The sequence below is a fragment of the Pseudomonas sp. FP1742 genome (genome assembly GCF_030687145.1).
GTDB lineage: Bacteria > Pseudomonadota > Gammaproteobacteria > Pseudomonadales > Pseudomonadaceae > Aquipseudomonas > Aquipseudomonas frederiksbergensis_D.
In genome coordinates, this window is the sequence record NZ_CP117460.1 from 6,094,442 (window position 1) to 6,113,058 (window position 18,617).

The following is an 18,617-nucleotide window of genomic DNA, read 5'->3' on the forward strand; positions in this document are numbered from 1 at the left end:
TCTAAATAAAAAGCGACCTTAGCAGAGTATTACCGAAATACCTGAAAAGATCGCTTTTCACATCAACTAAATAGCTTACGCCGCACTGAACAACTTGTGCGGATCAATCACAAACTTCTTCGGCACGCCCGCATCGAACTCGCCGTAACCCCGTGGTGCGTCATCGAGACTGATGACTTCCACACCGACGATGTCGGCAATATGGATGCGGTCCCACATGATCGCCTGCATCAGCTGGCGGTTGTACTTCATCACTGGCGTCTGGCCGGTGTGGAAGCTGTGGGATTTGGCCCAGCCCAGGCCGAAGCGGATGCTCAGGCTGCCCATTTTCGCGGCAGCATCCACTGCACCCGGATCTTCGGTCACATACAGGCCAGGGATACCGATTTTGCCGGCAACGCGAACCACGCCCATCAGAGAGTTCAACACGGTCGCCGGGGCTTCGTGTTTCACGCCGGAATGGCCATGACCACGGGCTTCGAAGCCCACCGCATCGACGGCGCAATCAACTTCAGGCTCGCCCAACAACGCAGCGATTTGCTCGTGCAGCGGGGTGTCTGTCGACAGGTCGGCGATTTCGAAACCCTGTGCCTTGGCGTGGGCCAGGCGGATCGGGTTGACGTCACCGATGATCACCACCGCAGCGCCCAGCAGGCGAGCGGAAGCGGCAGCCGCCAGGCCAACCGGACCAGCGCCGGCGATGTACACGGTGCTGCCTGGGCCAACGCCGGCAGTCACTGCGCCGTGGTAGCCGGTCGGCAGGATGTCGGAGAGGCAGGTCAGGTCACGGATTTTCTCCATGGCCCGGTCGCGATCCGGCAGTTTCAACAGGTTGAAGTCGGCATACGGCACCATCGCATATTCGGCTTGGCCACCAGTCCAGTCGCCCATGTCGACATAACCGTAGGCACCGCCCGGACGCGCCGGGTTGACGCTCAGGCAGACACCGGTGTGCATCTCTTTGCAGGAACGGCAGCGCCCGCAAGCGACGTTGAACGGGACGGACACCAGATCGCCGATTTTCAGGTTCTCGACATCGCTGCCCTTCTCGATCACTTCACCGGTGATCTCATGGCCCAGCACCAGACCGGTCTGAGCGGTGGTGCGACCGCGCACCATGTGCTGATCGGAACCACAGATATTGGTGGACACTACGCGCAGGATGACGCCGTGCTCGATCTTCCTGCCGCGCGGGTCCTGCATTTTGGGATAGTCGATTTTCTGTACTTCGACCTTGCCAGCGCCGAGATACACCACACCACGATTGCCAGACATGCTTTCACCTCGCTGTTGTTTTTATGTAGCGGTCGCGTCGCCCGACAGCGGCGGCGCGTTGATTGCTCGGGTATTGCCTGTGTGTCTTGTGTTGTCTGTTATGCCGCCATCGCGGGCAAGCCCGCTCCCACAGTGGATCGGGTGTACACAAGGTCTGTGAACAACACAAAACCCTGTGGGAGCGGGCTCGCCCGCGAAAGCGATCTAAAGAACGACCGTGCGGTTGGCGTTCAAAAATACGCGTCGTTCAATGTGATAACCCACGGCCCGCGCCAACGTCAGCCCTTCGATATCCCGCCCCTTGGCGATCAAGTCTTCGGGATAGTGGCTGTGATCCACGGCCTCCACGCCCTGGGCGATGATCGGACCTTCGTCCAGGTCGTTGTTGATGTAGTGCGCCGTGGCGCCGACCAGCTTCACGCCTTTGTTGTAGGCCTGGTGATACGGCTTGGCGCCCTTGAAGCCCGGCAGCAGGGAGTGGTGAATGTTGATCGCCTTGCCGTCGAGTTTGCGGCACAGCTCTGGCGACAGAACCTGCATGTAGCGGGCAAGGATCACCAGTTCGGCGCCGGCCTCTTCGATCACCTGCCAGACCTGACGCTCCTGCGCCGGCTTGTCGTTGGGGTCCAGCGGAAAGTGGTGATACGGAATCTGGTGCCAGTCGGCCAACGGCTTGAGGTCCGGGTGGTTGGAGACCACCGCGACCACGTCCATCGACAACTGGCCGATGCGCTGGCGGTAGAGCAAGTCGTTGAGGCAGTGATCGGCCTTGGAGACCATGATCACCACTTTTGGTCGGTAGTTCGGCGGGGTCAGCTCGAAGACCATCCCGAAGGCGGCACCACGCTCCGCCAGACCTGCGCGGAAGGCTTGTTCGTCGAAACCGTCGGGTTGCCGAAATTCCACACGAATGAAGAAACGGCCCGAGAGCCGGTCATCAAAGGAGTGGTGCTCGGTGACGTAGCAGCCCTGCTCGAACAGAAAGCGGGTCACCGCATCCACGGTGCCGAGGACGCTTGGGCAGTCGGCGGTCAGAATCCATGTGTCTGGGGCGCGGCTCATAGTGCGGTGACTCCTGCTGCTACATCTGTGATCAGAGAAAACTCTGTGGCGAGGGGGCTTGCCCCCGTTCGGTTGCGAAGCAGTCGTAAAACCAATCAATACGGTTTAACTGATGGACTTTGGGGCCGCTTCGCAGCCCAACGGGGGCAAGCCCCCTCGCCACAAAAGCCCCCTCGCCACAGGTGGGAACGATCAATCTCAAGCCTGGACGCTAAGCCCGTACTCAGCAGCCGCATCCTGCAACCACAACCACCAGTAATCCGAGAAGCTGCGGCGAATCAGCAGTTCCCAGGTGTCTTCGGCGGTATGGCGGATCACCAGTTGCGACTTGGCGAACACCGTGCCAACAGCCTTGCCCACCGGGAAGTTGTTGGGGTGCACGTCGTAGCTGGTGGACTTCATCAGCACCTGACGCACGTTCGGGCCGCTGAGTTCGAGGATCTGCTGGCCACCGCTGACGTTGACGATCTGGATGTGCAGGTCGCCCAGCGCTTCACGGAGTTTTTTCTCGGCGGCGAATTCTTCACCGGTCGGCACGATCAGCAGCCATTCATCCGGCCCCATCCACTGCAGGCTGGTTTCGCCTTTGATGATCACGGTCAGCGCACCTGGCAATTCGATGCCGAGGGCCTTGTGCACGCCGGCGGCGAACGCTGGATCGTGGGCATCGCCACGGATGGTCAGGTGACCGAGGAGTTTTTTCTCACGCACGATCACGCCGGCGTTTTTGCGACCCTTGCCCACCAGGCTGGCGAGGTCGGCATGATGCAGCGACGACTCGGCCTTGGCGCCAGTGGTTGGGCGTTGTTGGTAAACATTGGCTGCGGTCATAAAGCACCTGTCTTGAATTCTGTTGGTTCTGGCCCTTGTGGTGGCTGTGCCGCCGCCTTCGCGAGCAAGCCCGCTCCCACATTCGACCGCGTTCCCCTGTGGGAGCGGGCTTGCTCGCGAATCAGACGACTCGGTGCAACTGCCCGCCCACAGGACCCGAGGCCATTAAACGTTCTGGCGCTCGCCTTTCGGATCGAAGAACACCGAAGAAACGATTTCCGCCTCGATCACGCTACCGTCGGCCAGCGGTGCGAACACCCGCTCACCCATGCGTTTCAAGCCGCCTTTCACCACGCCCATGGCAAACGAATAGCCCAGGGAGTTGTGCAGGTAACTGGAAGTCACGTGGCCAACCATGGTCATCGGAATCGCTTGCTTGGTGTTGAACACCAGTTGCGCGCCTTCCGGCAGCCATTTGGTCGGATCGATCGGCTTCAGGCCAACCAGCTGTTTGCGCTGATCACGCACGCAGTCTTCGCGGTTCATGCCACGCCAGCCGATCCACGAGAACGGTTTGGTGCGGCCGACACACCAGCCCATGTTCAAGTCGTCCGGGGTCATCGAGCTGTCAGTGTCCTGACCGACGATGATGAAGCCCTTCTCGGCCCGCAGTACGTGCATGGTTTCGGTGCCGTACGGGGTCAGGTTGTACTTCTTGCCGGCCTCGACGATTTTCTCGAGCACGCCCATGGCGTAGTCGGCCTGCACGTTGACTTCGTACGACAGCTCACCGGTAAACGAAATCCGGAATATCCGCGCCGGCACGCCACCGACCAGGGCTTCTTTCCAGGTCATGAACGGGAAGGCTTCGTTACTCAGGTCGGCGTCGGTGACTTCGCTGAGCAGCTTGCGGCTGTTCGGCCCGGACAGGGTCATGGTTGCCCAGTGATCCGTCACGGAAGTGAAGTACACCTTCAGCTCTGGCCATTCGGTCTGGTGGTAGATTTCCAGCCATTGCAGCACGCGCGCAGCGCCGCCGGTGGTGGTGGTCATCACGAAATGGTTGTCGGCCAGGCATGCAGTCACGCCGTCGTCGAACACCATGCCGTCTTCTTTGCACATCAGGCCGTAGCGCGCCTTGCCCACGTCGAGCTTGGTCCAGGCGTTGGTGTAGATGCGGTTGAGGAACTCACGGGAGTCCGGGCCCTGGATGTCGATCTTGCCCAGGGTCGAAGCATCCAGCAGGCCGACGCTGTCGCGCACGGCTTTGCATTCGCGTTTTACGGCGGCATGCAGGTCTTCACCGTTTTTCGGGAAGTACCAAGGACGTTTCCACTGACCGACGTCTTCGAACTCGGCGCCATTCTTCACGTGCCAGTGATGCAGCGCGGTGAAGCGAACCGGCTCGAAGATGTGCCCACAGTGACGACCGGCCACGGCGCCGAAAGTCACCGGCGTGTAGTTCGGGCGGAACATGGTGGTGCCCATCTGCGGGATGGTCACGTTCAGCGAACGGGCGGCGATGGCCAGGCCGTTGACGTTACCGAGCTTGCCCTGATCGGTGCCGAAGCCCAGTGCGGTGTAGCGCTTGACGTGCTCGACCGACTCGAAGCCTTCGCGGGTCGCCAGTTCGATGGCGGCCGCGGTGACGTCGTTCTGCAGGTCGACGAATTGCTTCGGCGCACGGGCAGTGGCTTTTTCGTGAGGCACCTGGAACAGCGCCAGCGTCGGCTCTTCCAGTCGGCTCAGGGCTTTGGGCAGTACGCCTTCGACCTTGCCGAAACCGGCTTCGCTGGCAGCGCGAGCACCGCCTTCAAAACCATCGGCCAACGAATCGCCGAGGCTGTAGACGCCGTTGATGCCACCGACGCATACGCGTTTCTGCGGTGCTTCGCCCGGTACGAAACCGAGGATGTCTTCACGCCAGATCGGCTTGCCACCCAGGTGCGAAGCCAGGTGAACCACTGGGCTGTAACCGCCGGAACTGGCGACCAGGTCGCAATCGAGCCATTCGCCCGGGCTGGTCACGGTGTGTGCTTTTACATCAATCGCGGCAACGCGAGCGGCGGTCACGTGCTTGCTGCCACGGGCCTCGATCACGGCACTGCCGGTCAGGATGCGAATGCCTTTGGCGCGCGCTTCTTCCACCAGCGCACCGCGAGGGTTGCTGCGGGCGTCGGCGATGGCCACCACTTGCAGGCTGGCGTCGAGCCAGTCCAGGGCAACGCGGTAGGCGTGGTCGTTGTTGGTCGACAGCACCAGTTTCTTGCCCGGTGCCACGCCATAGCGACGTACATAAGTCGACACAGCGCCGGCGAGCATGTTGCCCGGCACGTCGTTGTTGCCATAAACCAGTGGACGCTCGTGAGCACCGGTCGCCAGCACCACGCGCTTGGCGCGAACCCGGTGGATGCGCTGACGCACCTGGCCGATCGGGGCGCGGTCGCCGAGGTGATCGGTGAGGCGCTCGTGAATGGTCAGGAAGTTATGGTCGTGGTAACCATTGACCGTGGCGCGCGGCAACAGCAGCACGTCAGGGGTGTTTTTCAGCTCGGCGATGACGCTGGCAACCCACTCGGTAGCTGGTTTGCCATCGAGGCTTTCGCGGGAGTCGAGCAGACTGCCGCCGAACTCTTCCTGCTCATCGGCCAGGATCACACGGGCGCCGCTGCGGGCAGCCGCCAGTGCAGCCGCCAGACCCGCAGGGCCAGCGCCGACGATCAGCACGTCGCAGTGCTGGTTCATGTAGTCGTAGGTGTCCGGATCGTTCTCGGTCGGCGAACGGCCAAGACCGGCGGCCTTACGAATGTACTTCTCGTAGGTCATCCAGAAGGATTGCGGGTACATGAAGGTTTTGTAGTAGAAGCCCGGCGGCATCAGCTTGCCGCCGACCTTGCCGAGAATCCCCATCATGTCGTTGTTCACGCTCGGCCAGCCGTTGGTGCTGGTGGCGACCAGGCCTTGGTACAGCGCTTGTTGCGTGGCGCGTACGTTGGGGATCTGCGTGGCTTCGGTCGCACCGATCTGCAGCACGGCGTTCGGCTCTTCGGCACCGGCGGCGAAGATGCCGCGTGGGCGCGAATACTTGAAGCTGCGGCCGATGATGTCGACACCGTTGGCCAGCAACGCGGCGGCCAGCGAGTCGCCTTCAAAGCCTTTGTAGACCTGGCCGTTGAAGGTGAAGCTCAGCACTTTGTTGCGGTCGATGCGTCCGCCGTTGGACAGGCGATTGATCTGGCTCATACCTTCTCTCCCAGAGCCGTGGCGGCCGCTTTCGGGCTGTCGGTCTTGTCGGTGAACTGCGGCTTGGCGCCGATCTTGTAGGTTTCGAGAATCTCGTAGGTCACGGTGTCACGGGTCACGTTGAAGTACTGACGGCAACCGGCGACGTGATCCCACAGTTCGTGGTGCAGACCGCGAGGGTTATCGCGGAAGAACATGTAGTCGCCCCACTCCTCGTCGGTGCAGCTGTTCGGGTCCAGTGGGCGCGGGATGTGCGCCTGGCCGGATGCATGGAATTCCTCTTCGGAGCGCAGTTCGCCACAGTGAGGACAGAAGATATGCAACATAGGGATTTCTCCTGTTAGTGGGCGACTGCTGCAGCGCCGTGTTCGTCGATCAACGCACCGCTGTGGAAGCGGTCGATGGAGAAAGGTGCAGCCAATGGATGCATTTCACCCTTGGCCAGGCTGGCGGCAAACACGTTGCCCGAGCCAGGTGTTGCTTTGAAGCCACCGGTGCCCCAACCGCAGTTGAAGAACATGTTCGGTACCGGAGTCTTCGAGATGATCGGGCAGGCATCCGGCGTGGTGTCGACGATGCCGCCCCACTGACGGTTCATGCGCACGCGCGACAGCACCGGGAACATCTCGACGATGGCCTGGATGGTGTGCTCGATCACCGGATAAGAACCACGCTGGCCGTAGCCGTTGTAGCCGTCGATACCGGCGCCGATCACCAGGTCGCCCTTGTCGGACTGGCTGATGTAACCGTGCACGGCGTTGGACATGATCACGCTGTCGATAATCGGCTTGATCGGCTCGGACACCAGCGCTTGCAGCGGGTGCGATTCGATCGGCAGACGGAAACCGGCGAGTTTGGCCATGTGCCCGGAGTTACCGGCGGTGACCACACCGACGCGCTTGGCGCCGATGAAGCCCTTGTTGGTTTCAACACCGATGCACACACCGTTTTCCTTGCGGAAACCGATCACTTCGGTCTGTTGGATCAGGTCCACGCCCAAGGCGTCGGCGGCACGGGCAAAGCCCCACGCCACGGCATCGTGACGGGCCACGCCGCCGCGACGCTGGACGGTAGCGCCCATCACCGGGTAGCGGGTGTTCTTGGAGCAGTCGAGGTACGGGATCTCGTCCGCCACTTGCTTGGCATCGAGCAGTTCGCCGTCCACGCCGTTGAGGCGGTTGGCGCTGACCCGACGCTCGGAATCACGAATGTCCTGCAGGGTGTGGCACAGGTTGTAGACGCCGCGCTGGGAGAACATCACGTTGTAGTTCAGGTCCTGGGACAGGCCTTCCCACAGTTTCATCGCGTGTTCGTACAGGTGCGCCGACTCGTCCCACAGGTAGTTGGAGCGAACGATGGTGGTGTTGCGCGCGGTGTTACCGCCGCCCAGCCAGCCTTTCTCGACCACGGCTACGTTGGTGATGCCGTGTTCCTTGGCCAGGTAGTAGGCGGTCGCCAGACCATGCCCGCCACCGCCGACGATGACCACGTCATAGACCTTTTTCGGGGTCGGCGTGCGCCACATGCGCTGCCAGTTTTCATGGTGGCTGAGGGAGTGTTTGAAGAGGCCGAAGCCCGAATAGCGTTGCATAGTCATTTACTCCAAAACCGCGCTCAGCGATAAACCGGGAAGTCCGCGCACAGGGCCGCCACATGCTGCGCGACATTGGCCTCGACATCGGCGTCGCCGAGGTTGTCGAGGATGTCGCAGATCCAGCCAGCCAGTTCAACGCACTGGGTAACCTTGAAGCCGCGAGTGGTCACCGCCGGGGTGCCGATGCGCAGGCCGGAGGTCACGAACGGCGACTGTGGATCGTTCGGGACAGCGTTCTTGTTCACGGTGATGTGGGCGCGACCGAGTGCTGCGTCCGCCTCTTTGCCGGTGAGGCCCTGACGGATCAGGCTGACCAGGAACAGGTGGTTATCGGTACCGCCGGACACTACATCGTAGCCGCGTTTGATAAATACGCCGGCCATCGCCTGGGCGTTGTCGATCACTTGTTGCTGGTAGGCCTTGAAGCCGGGCTCCAATGCTTCCTTGAAGCACACCGCCTTACCGGCGATCACGTGCATCAGCGGGCCGCCCTGGGCACCAGGGAATACCGCGGCGTTGAGCTTCTTCTCGATTTCTTCGTTGGCCTTGGCCAGGATCAGGCCACCACGTGGACCGCGCAGGGTCTTGTGGGTGGTGGTGGTCACTACGTCGGCGTATGGCAGCGGGTTCGGGTACAGGCCAGCGGCGACCAGACCGGCGACGTGCGCCATGTCAACGAACAGCAGCGCACCGACCTTGTCGGCGATCTGACGGAAACGCGGGAAGTCGAGGGTCTTGGAGTACGCCGAGAAGCCGGCAACGATCATCTTCGGTTGGCACTCGACGGCCAGACGCTCGACTTCGTCGTAGTCGATCAGCCCGGTCTTGGTGTCGATGCCGTACTGCACGGCGTTGTACAGCTTGCCCGAGGACGACACTTTCGCGCCGTGGGTCAAGTGACCGCCATGGGCCAGGCTCATGCCCAGAATGGTGTCGCCGGCTTGCAGCAGGGCCAGGTAAACGGCGCTGTTGGCCGAAGAACCGGAGTGCGGCTGGACGTTGGCGTAATCGGCGCCGAACAGTTGCTTGGCGCGTTCGATGGCCAGGGCTTCGACTTTATCGACATGCTCGCAGCCGCCGTAGTAGCGCTTGCCCGGATAGCCTTCGGCATATTTGTTGGTCAGGCCGCTGCCTTGCGCTTCCATCACGCGTTTGCTGGTGTAGTTCTCTGACGCGATCAGCTCGATGTGATCTTCCTGACGTTGCTCCTCGGCATTCATCGCCGCCAGCAGTGCATCGTCGTAACCCTGGATCTGGTCTTGCTTGCTGAACATCGCGTCTCTCCCAGCGGCATCTATGCGCCATTCGTCTCGGTAAGGCACTGGCGTTACGGCAGTGCCCTTTGGATGCGATGGTATGACCGGCGCAGACAGGTCAAATGCCTATGGACGCCACGCAAAGGTGCGTTTACGACATGGGATGAAATGGCTGAGCGGACACAATCTTCAATCCAGCGAAGATCCCCTGTGGGAGCGGGCTTGCTCGCGAATGCGGTGTGTCATCCACCGTTGATATCGAATGACCTGACGCATTCGCGAGCAAGCCCGCTCCCACAAGGGTCAGGCAGCAATCTGGCGAACGAGTAGCAGCAGCAAAAAATGCAGCGGATACAGGGTATAAGCCCAGCGACGCATCGGTGGCGGCGGTTTTAATCGGCCGGCGTGGCGCAGCAAAAGCAGACCGGCCAATGGCGCGATCAGACAAGTGGCAATGCCGAGCACGGCGGACGCGTTACCGAACCGGGCGGCCTGATACAGAACCTCCCACTGATTGGCCGCCAGGCACACCAACCCCGGCAGCAGGCTGAAATACCAGGGCCGCCGGATCACCAGCAACATCGCCAGTGGCAACAGCACACCGAAGAAACCGAACATCAGTCGCTCCGGGAACAGTGCCGCCAGCAACAAGGCAAGCGCCGCCAACAGTCGCGATTGCAGCGTCCTGTGCTGCCAGCCACGCGCCAGCAACAACCCCAGGGCGAGCGTGGGCAACACGTTTAAGGTGCCGGGATCGGGGATGTACATCCGGTAGGGAATTTCGCTCAGGGCACTAAACAGCAACAACCAACCGAGGTAGTGCCACTGGCTGTCGGTCGCCACTGTACGGACACGCGACAGGTTCGCCGCCATCGCCAGACAGAACCACGGGAACGCCAACCTGCCCGGAACATAAAGGATATCGACGGAATAACCGACATATCGCAGGTGATCGAGCACCATGCTCAGCAGTGCCAGCCACTTGAGCAGATCCAGTGCACCGTCCCGTTGAGTCATGTGCATAATTGCCCAAGGCATTTGTATTTTTCTGACAGACTCACCCCGTGTGCTCCCCGGACGATCTTCGGTAAAGTGCGCACCATCATTGACCAACGAAGCGCCACAAGCGCCTCGATCACGGAAGCCGGCCATGACCGACAAGAGCCAACAATTCGCCAGCGACAACTATTCCGGTATCTGCCCTGAAGCCTGGGCTGCCATGGAACAGGCCAACCACGGCCACCAGCGCGCTTACGGCGACGATGAGTGGACCGCACGCGCTGCGGATCAATTCCGCAAACTGTTCGAAACCGACTGCGAAGTATTCTTCGCCTTCAACGGCACCGCCGCCAACTCATTGGCCCTGTCGTCGCTGTGTCAGAGTTACCACAGCGTGATCTGCTCGGAAACCGCCCACGTCGAAACCGACGAATGCGGCGCGCCGGAGTTTTTCTCCAACGGTTCCAAGCTGCTTATCGCCCGCACCGAAAACGGCAAATTGACGCCGGAATCGATCCGCGAAATCGCCCTCAAGCGCCAGGACATCCACTACCCTAAACCGCGCGTCGTGACCCTGACCCAGGCCACTGAAGTCGGCAGCGTGTACACCCCGGAAGAAATCCGCGCCATCAGCGTCACCTGCAAGGAACTGGGCCTGAACCTGCACATGGACGGCGCTCGTTTCTCCAACGCCTGCGCATACCTGGGCTGCTCGCCAGCCGACCTGACCTGGAAGGCCGGCGTCGACGTGCTGTGCTTCGGCGGTACGAAAAACGGCATGGCGGTGGGCGAAGCGATTCTGTTCTTCAACCACAAACTGGCCGAAGACTTCGATTACCGCTGCAAACAGGCCGGGCAACTGGCGTCGAAGATGCGTTTTCTCTCCGCGCCATGGGTCGGGATCCTGGAAAACGATGCCTGGCTCAAATACGCCCGCCACGCCAACCATTGCGCGCAGTTGCTGGCCGAGCTGGTAAGCGACATTCCTGGCGTGGAACTGATGTTCCCGGTGCAGGCCAACGGCGTGTTCCTGCAACTCTCGGAACCGGCCATCGCCGCGCTGACCGCCAAGGGCTGGCGCTTCTACACCTTCATCGGTAACGGCGGCGCGCGTTTCATGTGTTCGTGGGACACCGAAGAAGAACGCGTGCGGGAACTGGCGGCGGATATCCGGCAAGTGATGACGGCCTGAAGCCTTACCCAGCTTTTGCGGTGAGGGGGCTTGCCCTAATGCCAGTCAGTTAATCGCAATCCATGTGGGAGCGGGCTTGCTCGCGAAGAGGGAGTGTCAGTCGACATTAATGTTGCCTGTCACTCCCTCTTCGCGAGCAAGCCCGCTCCCACAGGTTCGGCATCTTAATTGACTGGCATTAGCCCCCCCTCGCCACATAAAGCCCTCATGCGAAATGATCACGGAAGAGTTGGTCTACATTGACTGGCGAGCCGTTTCGATCCGCCCGGATCACCCATCAGGAGCGTCCGCATGTCATTACAAGGCAAAACCCTGTTCATCACCGGCGCCAGCCGCGGGATCGGCCGCGAAATCGCGCTGCGAGCAGCAAAGGATGGGGCCAACATCGTGATTGCCGCGAAAAGCGCCGCCCCTCACCCCAAACTGCCTGGCACCATCTTCAGCGTGGCAGCGGAAGTCGAAGCCGCGGGTGGCAAGGCGCTGGCCCTGGAGGTGGATGTGCGCGATGAAACCATCGTGCAGCAGGCCATGATTAACGCCAGCGAGCATTTCGGCGGCATCGATGCGCTGATCAATAATGCCGGGGCGATCAAACTGACCGGGGTGCAGCACATCGAACTCAAGCGCTTCGACTTGATGCACCAGATCAACACTCGTGCCGTGCTGCTGTGCAGTCAGGCCGCCCTGCCCTATCTGAAAAAAACCGGCGGCCACATCCTCAACCTGTCACCGCCGCTGAACCTGGCCACCAAATGGTTTGCCCAATACAGTCCCTACACGATCACCAAGTACGGCATGAGCATGCTCACCCTGGGCATGAGCGAGGAATTCGCCGCCTACGGCATCAGCGTCAACTCCCTGTGGCCGCAGACCATGATTGCCACGGCCGCCATCGAGTTTCAGCTGGGCTCGCGGGAGTCGTTCAAACATGCGCGCACACCGGCGATCATGGCGGATGCCGCCCACGTCATTCTGGACAGCAGCGGCCGCAGCATTACCGGTCGGTTGCTGATCGATGAAGAAATACTGGGTGAGCACGGGGTGACGGATTTTGAAGGGTATCGATTTGCGCCGGGCACAACCGACACCCTGATGCCCGACCTGTTTATCGACTGAAAACCGACCTTTGTGGGAGCGAGCCGGCTCGCTCCCACAGGTTTCGACGCAAGCATCAAGAGTTGGTTGCAGCCGATGTCAAAACTCGATCCGCACATCACCCTTCGGCACACTGCAGCACGACAGGATGAACCCTTCGGCTTCGTCTTCCTCGGTAATCCCGCCGTTGTGCTCCATTTCGACCTCGCCGCCCAGCTTCATCACCTTGCACGTCCCGCAGATCCCCATCCCGCAGGCCTTGGGAATCAACAGGCCAAGCTTGGCGGCCGCTGCGTGGACGGTTTCGCCCGGGCCCACGCGGATGCTCTTGCCGGAGGCGGTGAACTCCACCTGATGCAGATCCGCCGCGTCGATTTCCGGAGCATCCGCTGCCTGTTCGGCTTGTTCCACGGCGTCGGCACGAGCTTCCGGCGGCGTCGCGCCGAAGGACTCTTCGTGATAACGCTTCATGTCGAAACCCGCCGCCTCGAGCATGCGCTTGACCGCGTTCATGTACGGGGTCGGGCCGCAGCAGAAGACTTCACGCTCAAGGAAGTCCGGCGCCATCAGTTCGAGCATCTTGTGGTTCAGGTAACCGCGATAACCGGCCCACGGCTCGCCCAGACCATGCTTCTCACAGATCAGGTGCAGGCTGAAGTTGTCGATCCGCGATGCCATGTGCTCCAGCTCGCGGTGGTAAATGATGTCTTTGGGCGAACGGGCGCTGTGGATAAACACCATGTCGACATTGCCGTTGGTGTCGTAGAACCAGCGCGCCATGGACATGACCGGCGTAATGCCGACACCGCCGCTGAGGTAGAGCACTTTCGGCGCGGTGAAGTCCATGGCGTTGAACAGCCCGACCGGCCCGTGCACCGCCAGTTCCTGGCCTTCGTGCAGGGTGTCGTGCAGCCAGTTGGACACCTTGCCCCCCGGCACGCGCTTGATGGTCACCGAAAAGCTGTACGGCACCGACGGCGAACTGGAAATGGTGTAGGAGCGCATGATCGGCACGCCGTCGATTTCCAGCTCCAGGGTGACGAACTGCCCGGGCTTGAAGAAGAACAGGATCGGCTGGTCGGCCATGAAGCAGAAGGTGCGCACATCCCAGGTTTCCTGGATGACTTTGACGCAACGGACTATATGTCGACCATTGGCCCAGGTCTGGGTGGTTACCGGGTTCAGGAAGCTGTTGGACATGCTGATCTCCACGGCCGACTACCGGCCTTCATATTGGCGATTCTGCGTATAGCGCAGCCCCGCCATTTACCTATCTGCGACATTCACATACTTATCGCGACCAGCCCCCAATTACCGGGGGTTGCGCGTCGGGAACAGATTGGGCCATGTCGCCCATGGATAAGGTTCTGGTGCGCGCCGGCCCCACACTCGCCCCATACCAAGACACAACCTTTACACCTTGCGTAGCAAACCTGATCAGCCACTTTCGCGGCCACGCAGATGGCCTTGAGGAAACACACGATGGACGTCACCACTACCCTGAGCCTGGGCGATCCACTGGAACCCGCACGCAAGGCCACCGCGCAGATGCTGCAAGAGCGCGAGCGCACCTTTTCGCTGCCGCAGCCGTTTTACTCTGACGAGCGGCTGTTTGATATCGACATGCAGGAAATTTTCCAGAAAGAGTGGTTGATCGCCGGCATGACCTGCGAAATCCCGGCCAAAGGCAATTACCTGACCCTGCAAGTCGGCAAGAACCCGATCATCGTGATTCGCGGCGCCGATGGCGTGGTCCATGCGTTCCACAACGTCTGCCGTCACCGCGGCTCACGGCTGTGCACCAGTGAAAAAGGCAAGGTCGCCAAACTGGTCTGCCACTACCACCAGTGGACCTACGAGCTGGACGGTCGCCTGCTGTTCGCCGGCACCGAGATGGGCGCCGACTTCGACATGAAGCAGTACGGCCTCAAGCCGGTGAACGTGAAGACCGCCGGCGGTTACATCTTCATCAGCCTGGCGGAAAACCCGCCGGCCATTGACGACTTCCTGTCGACGCTCAGCCATTACATGGAACCGTACGACATGGAGAACACCAAGGTGGCGGTGCAAACCACCTTGATGGAAAAAGCCAACTGGAAACTGGTGCTGGAAAACAACCGCGAGTGCTACCACTGCAACGCGTCGCACCCGGAACTGCTGAAAACCCTGCTGGAATGGGACGACGTTACCGACCCCCGTGCCGACCAGGCCTTCAAGGACCACGTAGCCGCTTCCGCCGCTGCCTGGGAAGCCGAGAAGATCCCTTACGCCCACGCCAGTTTCGGCCTGCGTAACCGCATCGTGCGCATGCCGCTGCTCAAAGGCACCGTGTCGATGACCATGGACGGCAAACAGGGCTGCGCCAAACTCATGGGTCGCATCAAGAACCCGGACCTGGGCTCGATGCGCATCCTGCACCTGCCGCACTCGTGGAACCACTGCATGGGCGACCACATCATCGTGTTCACCGTGTGGCCGATCAGCGCCCAGGAAACCATGGTCACCACCAAGTGGATCGTGCACAAGGACGCGGTCGAAGGCGTGGACTACGACGTGGAGCGCATGCGCCAGGTCTGGGATGCCACCAACGACCAGGACCGTCGCCTGGCCGAAGAGAACCAGCGCGGGATCAACTCCACCGCGTACCAGCCAGGGCCTTACTCCAAGACCTATGAGTTTGGTGTGGTGAACTTCGTGGATTGGTACAGCGAGCGGATGCTGAACAACCTGGGGGCCGAGCCTGCGCCTTACCTCAAAGGTGTTCCGGTTCAAGGCTAAGAACAAAAGCTTCGCGAGCAAGCCCGCTCCCACATTGGTTCGGTGGCGTACACAAAATCTGTGAACGACCCGATCAACTGTGGGAGCGGGCTTGCTCGCGAAAGCGATCGCACATTCACCCCATCAACTCGAAGACCACCGCACCGACCCATCCTCGCCGATAAACGTCTCTTCGATGTTCTCCCCCACCAGCCGCACTTTCACATAACCGTTCAGCACCCGATCCGGGTACGCCTCATCCCGCGCATTTTGCGTTTCCGACCACAGCACCCGCGAATGCCCGTTCAGCTCGCTGGCATTGCCGTAGGGAATCGCTCCGTGCCCGGCGCAGCGTGCATGCAGCCCACCCTGGGTGGCGTAGCAGATGCCGTTGTGCAAATGCCCCCAGTACCAGTAATCCGGCTCGCGCCCCAAGGCATCACACACCGGCTGATACAACGATGTCTTGTTATGACCGGTAATGTCGAAGCCCTGGTGATGACTGAGCACCATGACCTTCTTGCGTTTGGGCAAGTCTTTCATCCAGTCGATCTGCTGCTTGTTCAGCGCACCGTCCATATACAGATTGATTGGATCTGAGGCATAAGCCGTGTCGAGCCCGATCACCAGCCAGTCATCGTTGTACAACGCAAAATAACTGGTGCCCTGCTGCGCCGGGAAACGCTTGACCAGCTCCTTGAAGTAGCCATGGGCGCCGCTGTACATCTCGTGGTTGGAGTTGAGGGTGAACGAGCCCTGCTTGCCCATCGGCCAGCCGACCATGTCCACGTCTTCCTGGGAGCGGGTACCGGCGTAATACACATCCCCCAGATGGATGGTGAAGTCAGCCTGGGCCAGTTGCATCTGGTTCGCCACCGCCACCGCCGGGGCATGGCTGTCGAACGGCCCGGTGCCCCAGTCGCCGGCGATGGCCAGGGTCACGTCGCTGTCCATGCGCATCAGCGCCGGGGTGGTGGCGAACGGCGCGTGATGCCGCAGGTTCTCGATCCACTTCAGCAACGCTTCGCTCCACAACAGATCCAGCAGCTCCCATTTGCGACAACCGAGCAGGCTGCCATCCTTGAGCACTCGGGTTTGCAGTTCGTCTACCGATTGCGGCAGAGGACTGGCGTTACCGATGTGCAGGATCGACAAGCCGTGGGACAACTCCCACGGCACACTCGGCTGATCGTCCGGCATATCGCCGTGCTTGAGCACGTATTGCGCCTGATCATGCCCCCGTTGCAGCAGCGCGACGATGGCCTGGTACTCCTCAGGCTCAAGCTCGCTGACGAGCTTCTTCCAGGCCATTTCCAGGCGGGTGAGCACGCCGTGCAGGCGTACCTTGACCTTGTCGTACTCGTGTTCCCAATGACTGACCAATGACATGTTTCTTTCCTCCATCCGTAGTGGAATCACAGGGTTTTCATGAACTCGATGAGCGCCCGCTTATCGAGTTCCGACAACTGCGTGCCGTACAGGTGGCCGCCGTTGTGGTTGCCCTCCAGACGGGTGTCGTATTTGAAGTCCGCCGAGGCTTTCATTTGCTCGCCACCGGTGACGAAGCCGACCTTGTCCTGGTCGTAAATATCGGAGCCGGTGAAGAACACCAACGGCCGCTGTTCCGGTGGCTGCAGCAAATCCCACAGGGTCGGCACCGAGCCGTTGTGCAAGTACGGCGCACGCAGCCAGATACCGTCGGTAGGCGTGTTGCTGTAGCTCTGGGTCTTGCGGTAGGCACCGAAGTCGAACGGCGGTTTCTTGAAGCCGTGGAAAGCCGTCACTAACCCAGTGGTGAACGAGTTCAGCCGATGGGGATCGGTGCCCAACTCATCAATCGTGGTGGTGACCTGACCGGTGTCGGTGCGGCCGAAGTCATGGCAGCCGGCGCAATTTTTTTCCCAGACCGGTTTGCCCCGGGCGACCTTGGCCTGATCCAGCGCGAATGGCCAGGCCGGTGCCTTGTGGCCCAGCAGCCAATTGGTCACCCGGTTAAAACTGTCCGGCAGCACCGAGTCCGGTGTCGCGCCCACGGCCATGGCCGCCGCGTAGTTGCGCTCATGGATATCGTTATTGTTGCCGTCCCAGTGCAGGTACAGCGACTCCCGGGGTTTCTGGTTCCAGACTTGCGGCAGGTCGACAGTGCCGATGGTCGAGTCATCCGGGAAGCCGAACACCACCATTTTCGTCGGGTTGAAGGTGTCGGTGCGCCCCGGCCCTTGCGGTGCGCGCAGTTGCTGCCAGGCATAGGCCTGTTTCTGCTTGATCAACGCGCTCGTGGCCATCGGGATGATCAGATATCGGTTGTACAACCGCTCGAAAAAACCGAGCTGGAACTTGCTGTTGATCGCAGCCATCACCGCGTCGGGAGTGAATTTCGGGTCGCTGGCGCAATCGTAAGCGAACCACTGGAAGGCCTGCAGCTGCAGGGTATTGGCCGGCGCGGAGGCCACCGGGGTCGCGACGTCACTGGCATTGGCGCGGTAGGAGCCGGTGTGGCACAGGGCACAGTTGGGCTCCACGGTCGGGTAGCCGATCTGCCGCTTGGCCATGCCGATCGGCAGATCCTTGCCGTTTTCATAGAGGAAACCGAAGACTTCATAGCCGCCGGGTTTCGGCAGTTTCTCCGGGCACATCTGCGGCAACACGGCGAACAGGTAATAGGGAATCCGTGCTTCGATGCCCAGGCCGATGGCGGCGTATTTGTAGTGGTCTTCGTCGGAGGCGTACTGCTCGGCCGGCACCACCCGCAGCATCTGGTACCAGGTTTCGTAGCCGATGAACCCCAGCGCCAGCACCACGACCAGCGTGGCGACCTTGAAACTGTGCCGCTGCCAGCGGCGCGCCCACGCTGCGCGCCACTCCTGCCAACCGTCGCGAAGCAATGCGAATGGCCGATTGGCCGGCGCGCTGCCCAGGTACAGCAGAATCCCCAGGATCAGGAACATGCCCAGATCGCCCAGCAGCATCGGCACGAACACCTGGGCCTGGTTGCTGGTGTTGATCAGGTAGATCCAGAACGCCACCGCGACCAACCGCGATAACACGCACAGCCACGAATGCACGACGTATCTGGGTGCGTTGAAGCCTGACGGCATGTAAAACAGGCTGATCCCCACCAGCAACATGCCGGCGTTCTCCAGCCAAGGATCGGAGAGCTGAGGAGGCATCCCGAGCAATGAGGTCAGCAACGCCGGCGCGAACAGCGCCGGAATCGCAAAGACCATGTTCATCACGATGCCTATCCAGATGAAGCGTTGAAACCAGCGGATGTAACTGTCCATGGCATCCCTTTCCTTTTGTCCCTATCCACCAACAAATCTTGAGTGGGTACCTACCTGTGGCGAGGGGGCTTGCCCCCGTTGGGCTGCGA

General features: G+C 61.0%; 14 protein-coding genes. 3 read left to right on the plus strand and 11 right to left on the minus strand.

Annotated elements, in window-relative coordinates:
• Nucleotides 1–75: 75 nt before the first annotated feature.
• The 8 genes from fdhA to PSH64_RS27765 all read right to left on the minus strand — a co-directional run bounded on the left by fdhA (nt 76) and on the right by PSH64_RS27765 (nt 10,224).
• Nucleotides 76–1,275: a formaldehyde dehydrogenase, glutathione-independent gene (fdhA, locus tag PSH64_RS27730; RefSeq protein WP_105340910.1), complete on the minus strand. Its 1,200-nt coding sequence runs from the start codon at nt 1,273–1,275 to the stop codon at nt 76–78.
• Between the two features lie 204 nt (nt 1,276–1,479).
• Nucleotides 1,480–2,337: a formyltetrahydrofolate deformylase gene (gene purU, locus PSH64_RS27735; protein ID WP_305479251.1), complete on the minus strand. Its 858-nt coding sequence runs from the start codon at nt 2,335–2,337 to the stop codon at nt 1,480–1,482.
• 198 nt (nt 2,338–2,535) lie between these two features.
• Nucleotides 2,536–3,168, minus strand: coding sequence for a sarcosine oxidase subunit gamma (locus PSH64_RS27740; RefSeq protein ID WP_305479252.1), 633 nt, complete (start codon nt 3,166–3,168; stop codon nt 2,536–2,538).
• 165 nt (nt 3,169–3,333) lie between these two features.
• Nucleotides 3,334–6,351, minus strand: coding sequence for a sarcosine oxidase subunit alpha (locus tag PSH64_RS27745; protein ID WP_305479253.1), 3,018 nt, complete (start codon nt 6,349–6,351; stop codon nt 3,334–3,336).
• A complete protein-coding gene (locus tag PSH64_RS27750) occupies nt 6,348–6,677 on the minus strand; it encodes a sarcosine oxidase subunit delta (protein WP_008008142.1) in 330 nt (109 codons plus the stop codon). Before PSH64_RS27750 ends, PSH64_RS27745 begins: the two co-directional genes overlap by 4 nt.
• A 14-nt stretch (nt 6,678–6,691) precedes the next feature.
• Complete coding sequence (locus PSH64_RS27755) at nt 6,692–7,942, minus strand: sarcosine oxidase subunit beta (protein ID WP_007936415.1); 1,251 nt, start codon at nt 7,940–7,942, stop codon at nt 6,692–6,694.
• A 23-nt stretch (nt 7,943–7,965) separates the two neighbouring features.
• A complete protein-coding gene (gene glyA / locus PSH64_RS27760) occupies nt 7,966–9,219 on the minus strand; it encodes a serine hydroxymethyltransferase (protein ID WP_105340906.1) in 1,254 nt (417 codons plus the stop codon).
• Between the two features lie 285 nt (nt 9,220–9,504).
• Complete coding sequence (locus tag PSH64_RS27765) at nt 9,505–10,224, minus strand: TraX family protein (RefSeq protein WP_305481215.1); 720 nt, start codon at nt 10,222–10,224, stop codon at nt 9,505–9,507.
• A 127-nt stretch (nt 10,225–10,351) separates the two neighbouring features.
• Between PSH64_RS27765 and PSH64_RS27770 the strand changes: the two genes are divergently transcribed.
• Nucleotides 10,352–11,392 (plus strand): low specificity L-threonine aldolase, encoded by a 1,041-nt coding sequence (locus tag PSH64_RS27770; RefSeq protein WP_105340904.1) that lies wholly within the window; start codon nt 10,352–10,354, stop codon nt 11,390–11,392.
• 291 nt (nt 11,393–11,683) lie between these two features.
• Nucleotides 11,684–12,508, plus strand: a complete 825-nt coding sequence (locus tag PSH64_RS27775) for an NAD(P)-dependent oxidoreductase (protein WP_105340903.1) — start codon at nt 11,684–11,686, stop codon at nt 12,506–12,508.
• A 78-nt stretch (nt 12,509–12,586) separates the two neighbouring features.
• On the opposite strand, the gene gbcB is transcribed toward PSH64_RS27775, so the two are convergent.
• A complete protein-coding gene (gene gbcB / locus PSH64_RS27780) occupies nt 12,587–13,687 on the minus strand; it encodes a glycine-betaine demethylase subunit GbcB (protein WP_105340902.1) in 1,101 nt (366 codons plus the stop codon).
• Between the two features lie 282 nt (nt 13,688–13,969).
• Here gbcB and gbcA point away from each other — a divergent pair, with 282 nt between their 5' ends.
• Nucleotides 13,970–15,265: a glycine-betaine demethylase subunit GbcA gene (gbcA, locus tag PSH64_RS27785; RefSeq protein WP_105340901.1), complete on the plus strand. Its 1,296-nt coding sequence runs from the start codon at nt 13,970–13,972 to the stop codon at nt 15,263–15,265.
• Between the two features lie 123 nt (nt 15,266–15,388).
• Here gbcA and PSH64_RS27790 read toward each other — a convergent pair whose 3' ends face one another.
• The gene (locus tag PSH64_RS27790; protein WP_305479254.1) at nt 15,389–16,633 is read right to left on the minus strand and encodes a metallophosphoesterase; all 1,245 of its coding nucleotides are present in this window, start codon (nt 16,631–16,633) and stop codon (nt 15,389–15,391) included.
• Between the two features lie 26 nt (nt 16,634–16,659).
• Nucleotides 16,660–18,528, minus strand: a complete 1,869-nt coding sequence (locus PSH64_RS27795; RefSeq protein WP_305479255.1) for a hypothetical protein — start codon at nt 18,526–18,528, stop codon at nt 16,660–16,662.
• Nucleotides 18,529–18,617 lie beyond the last annotated feature (89 nt).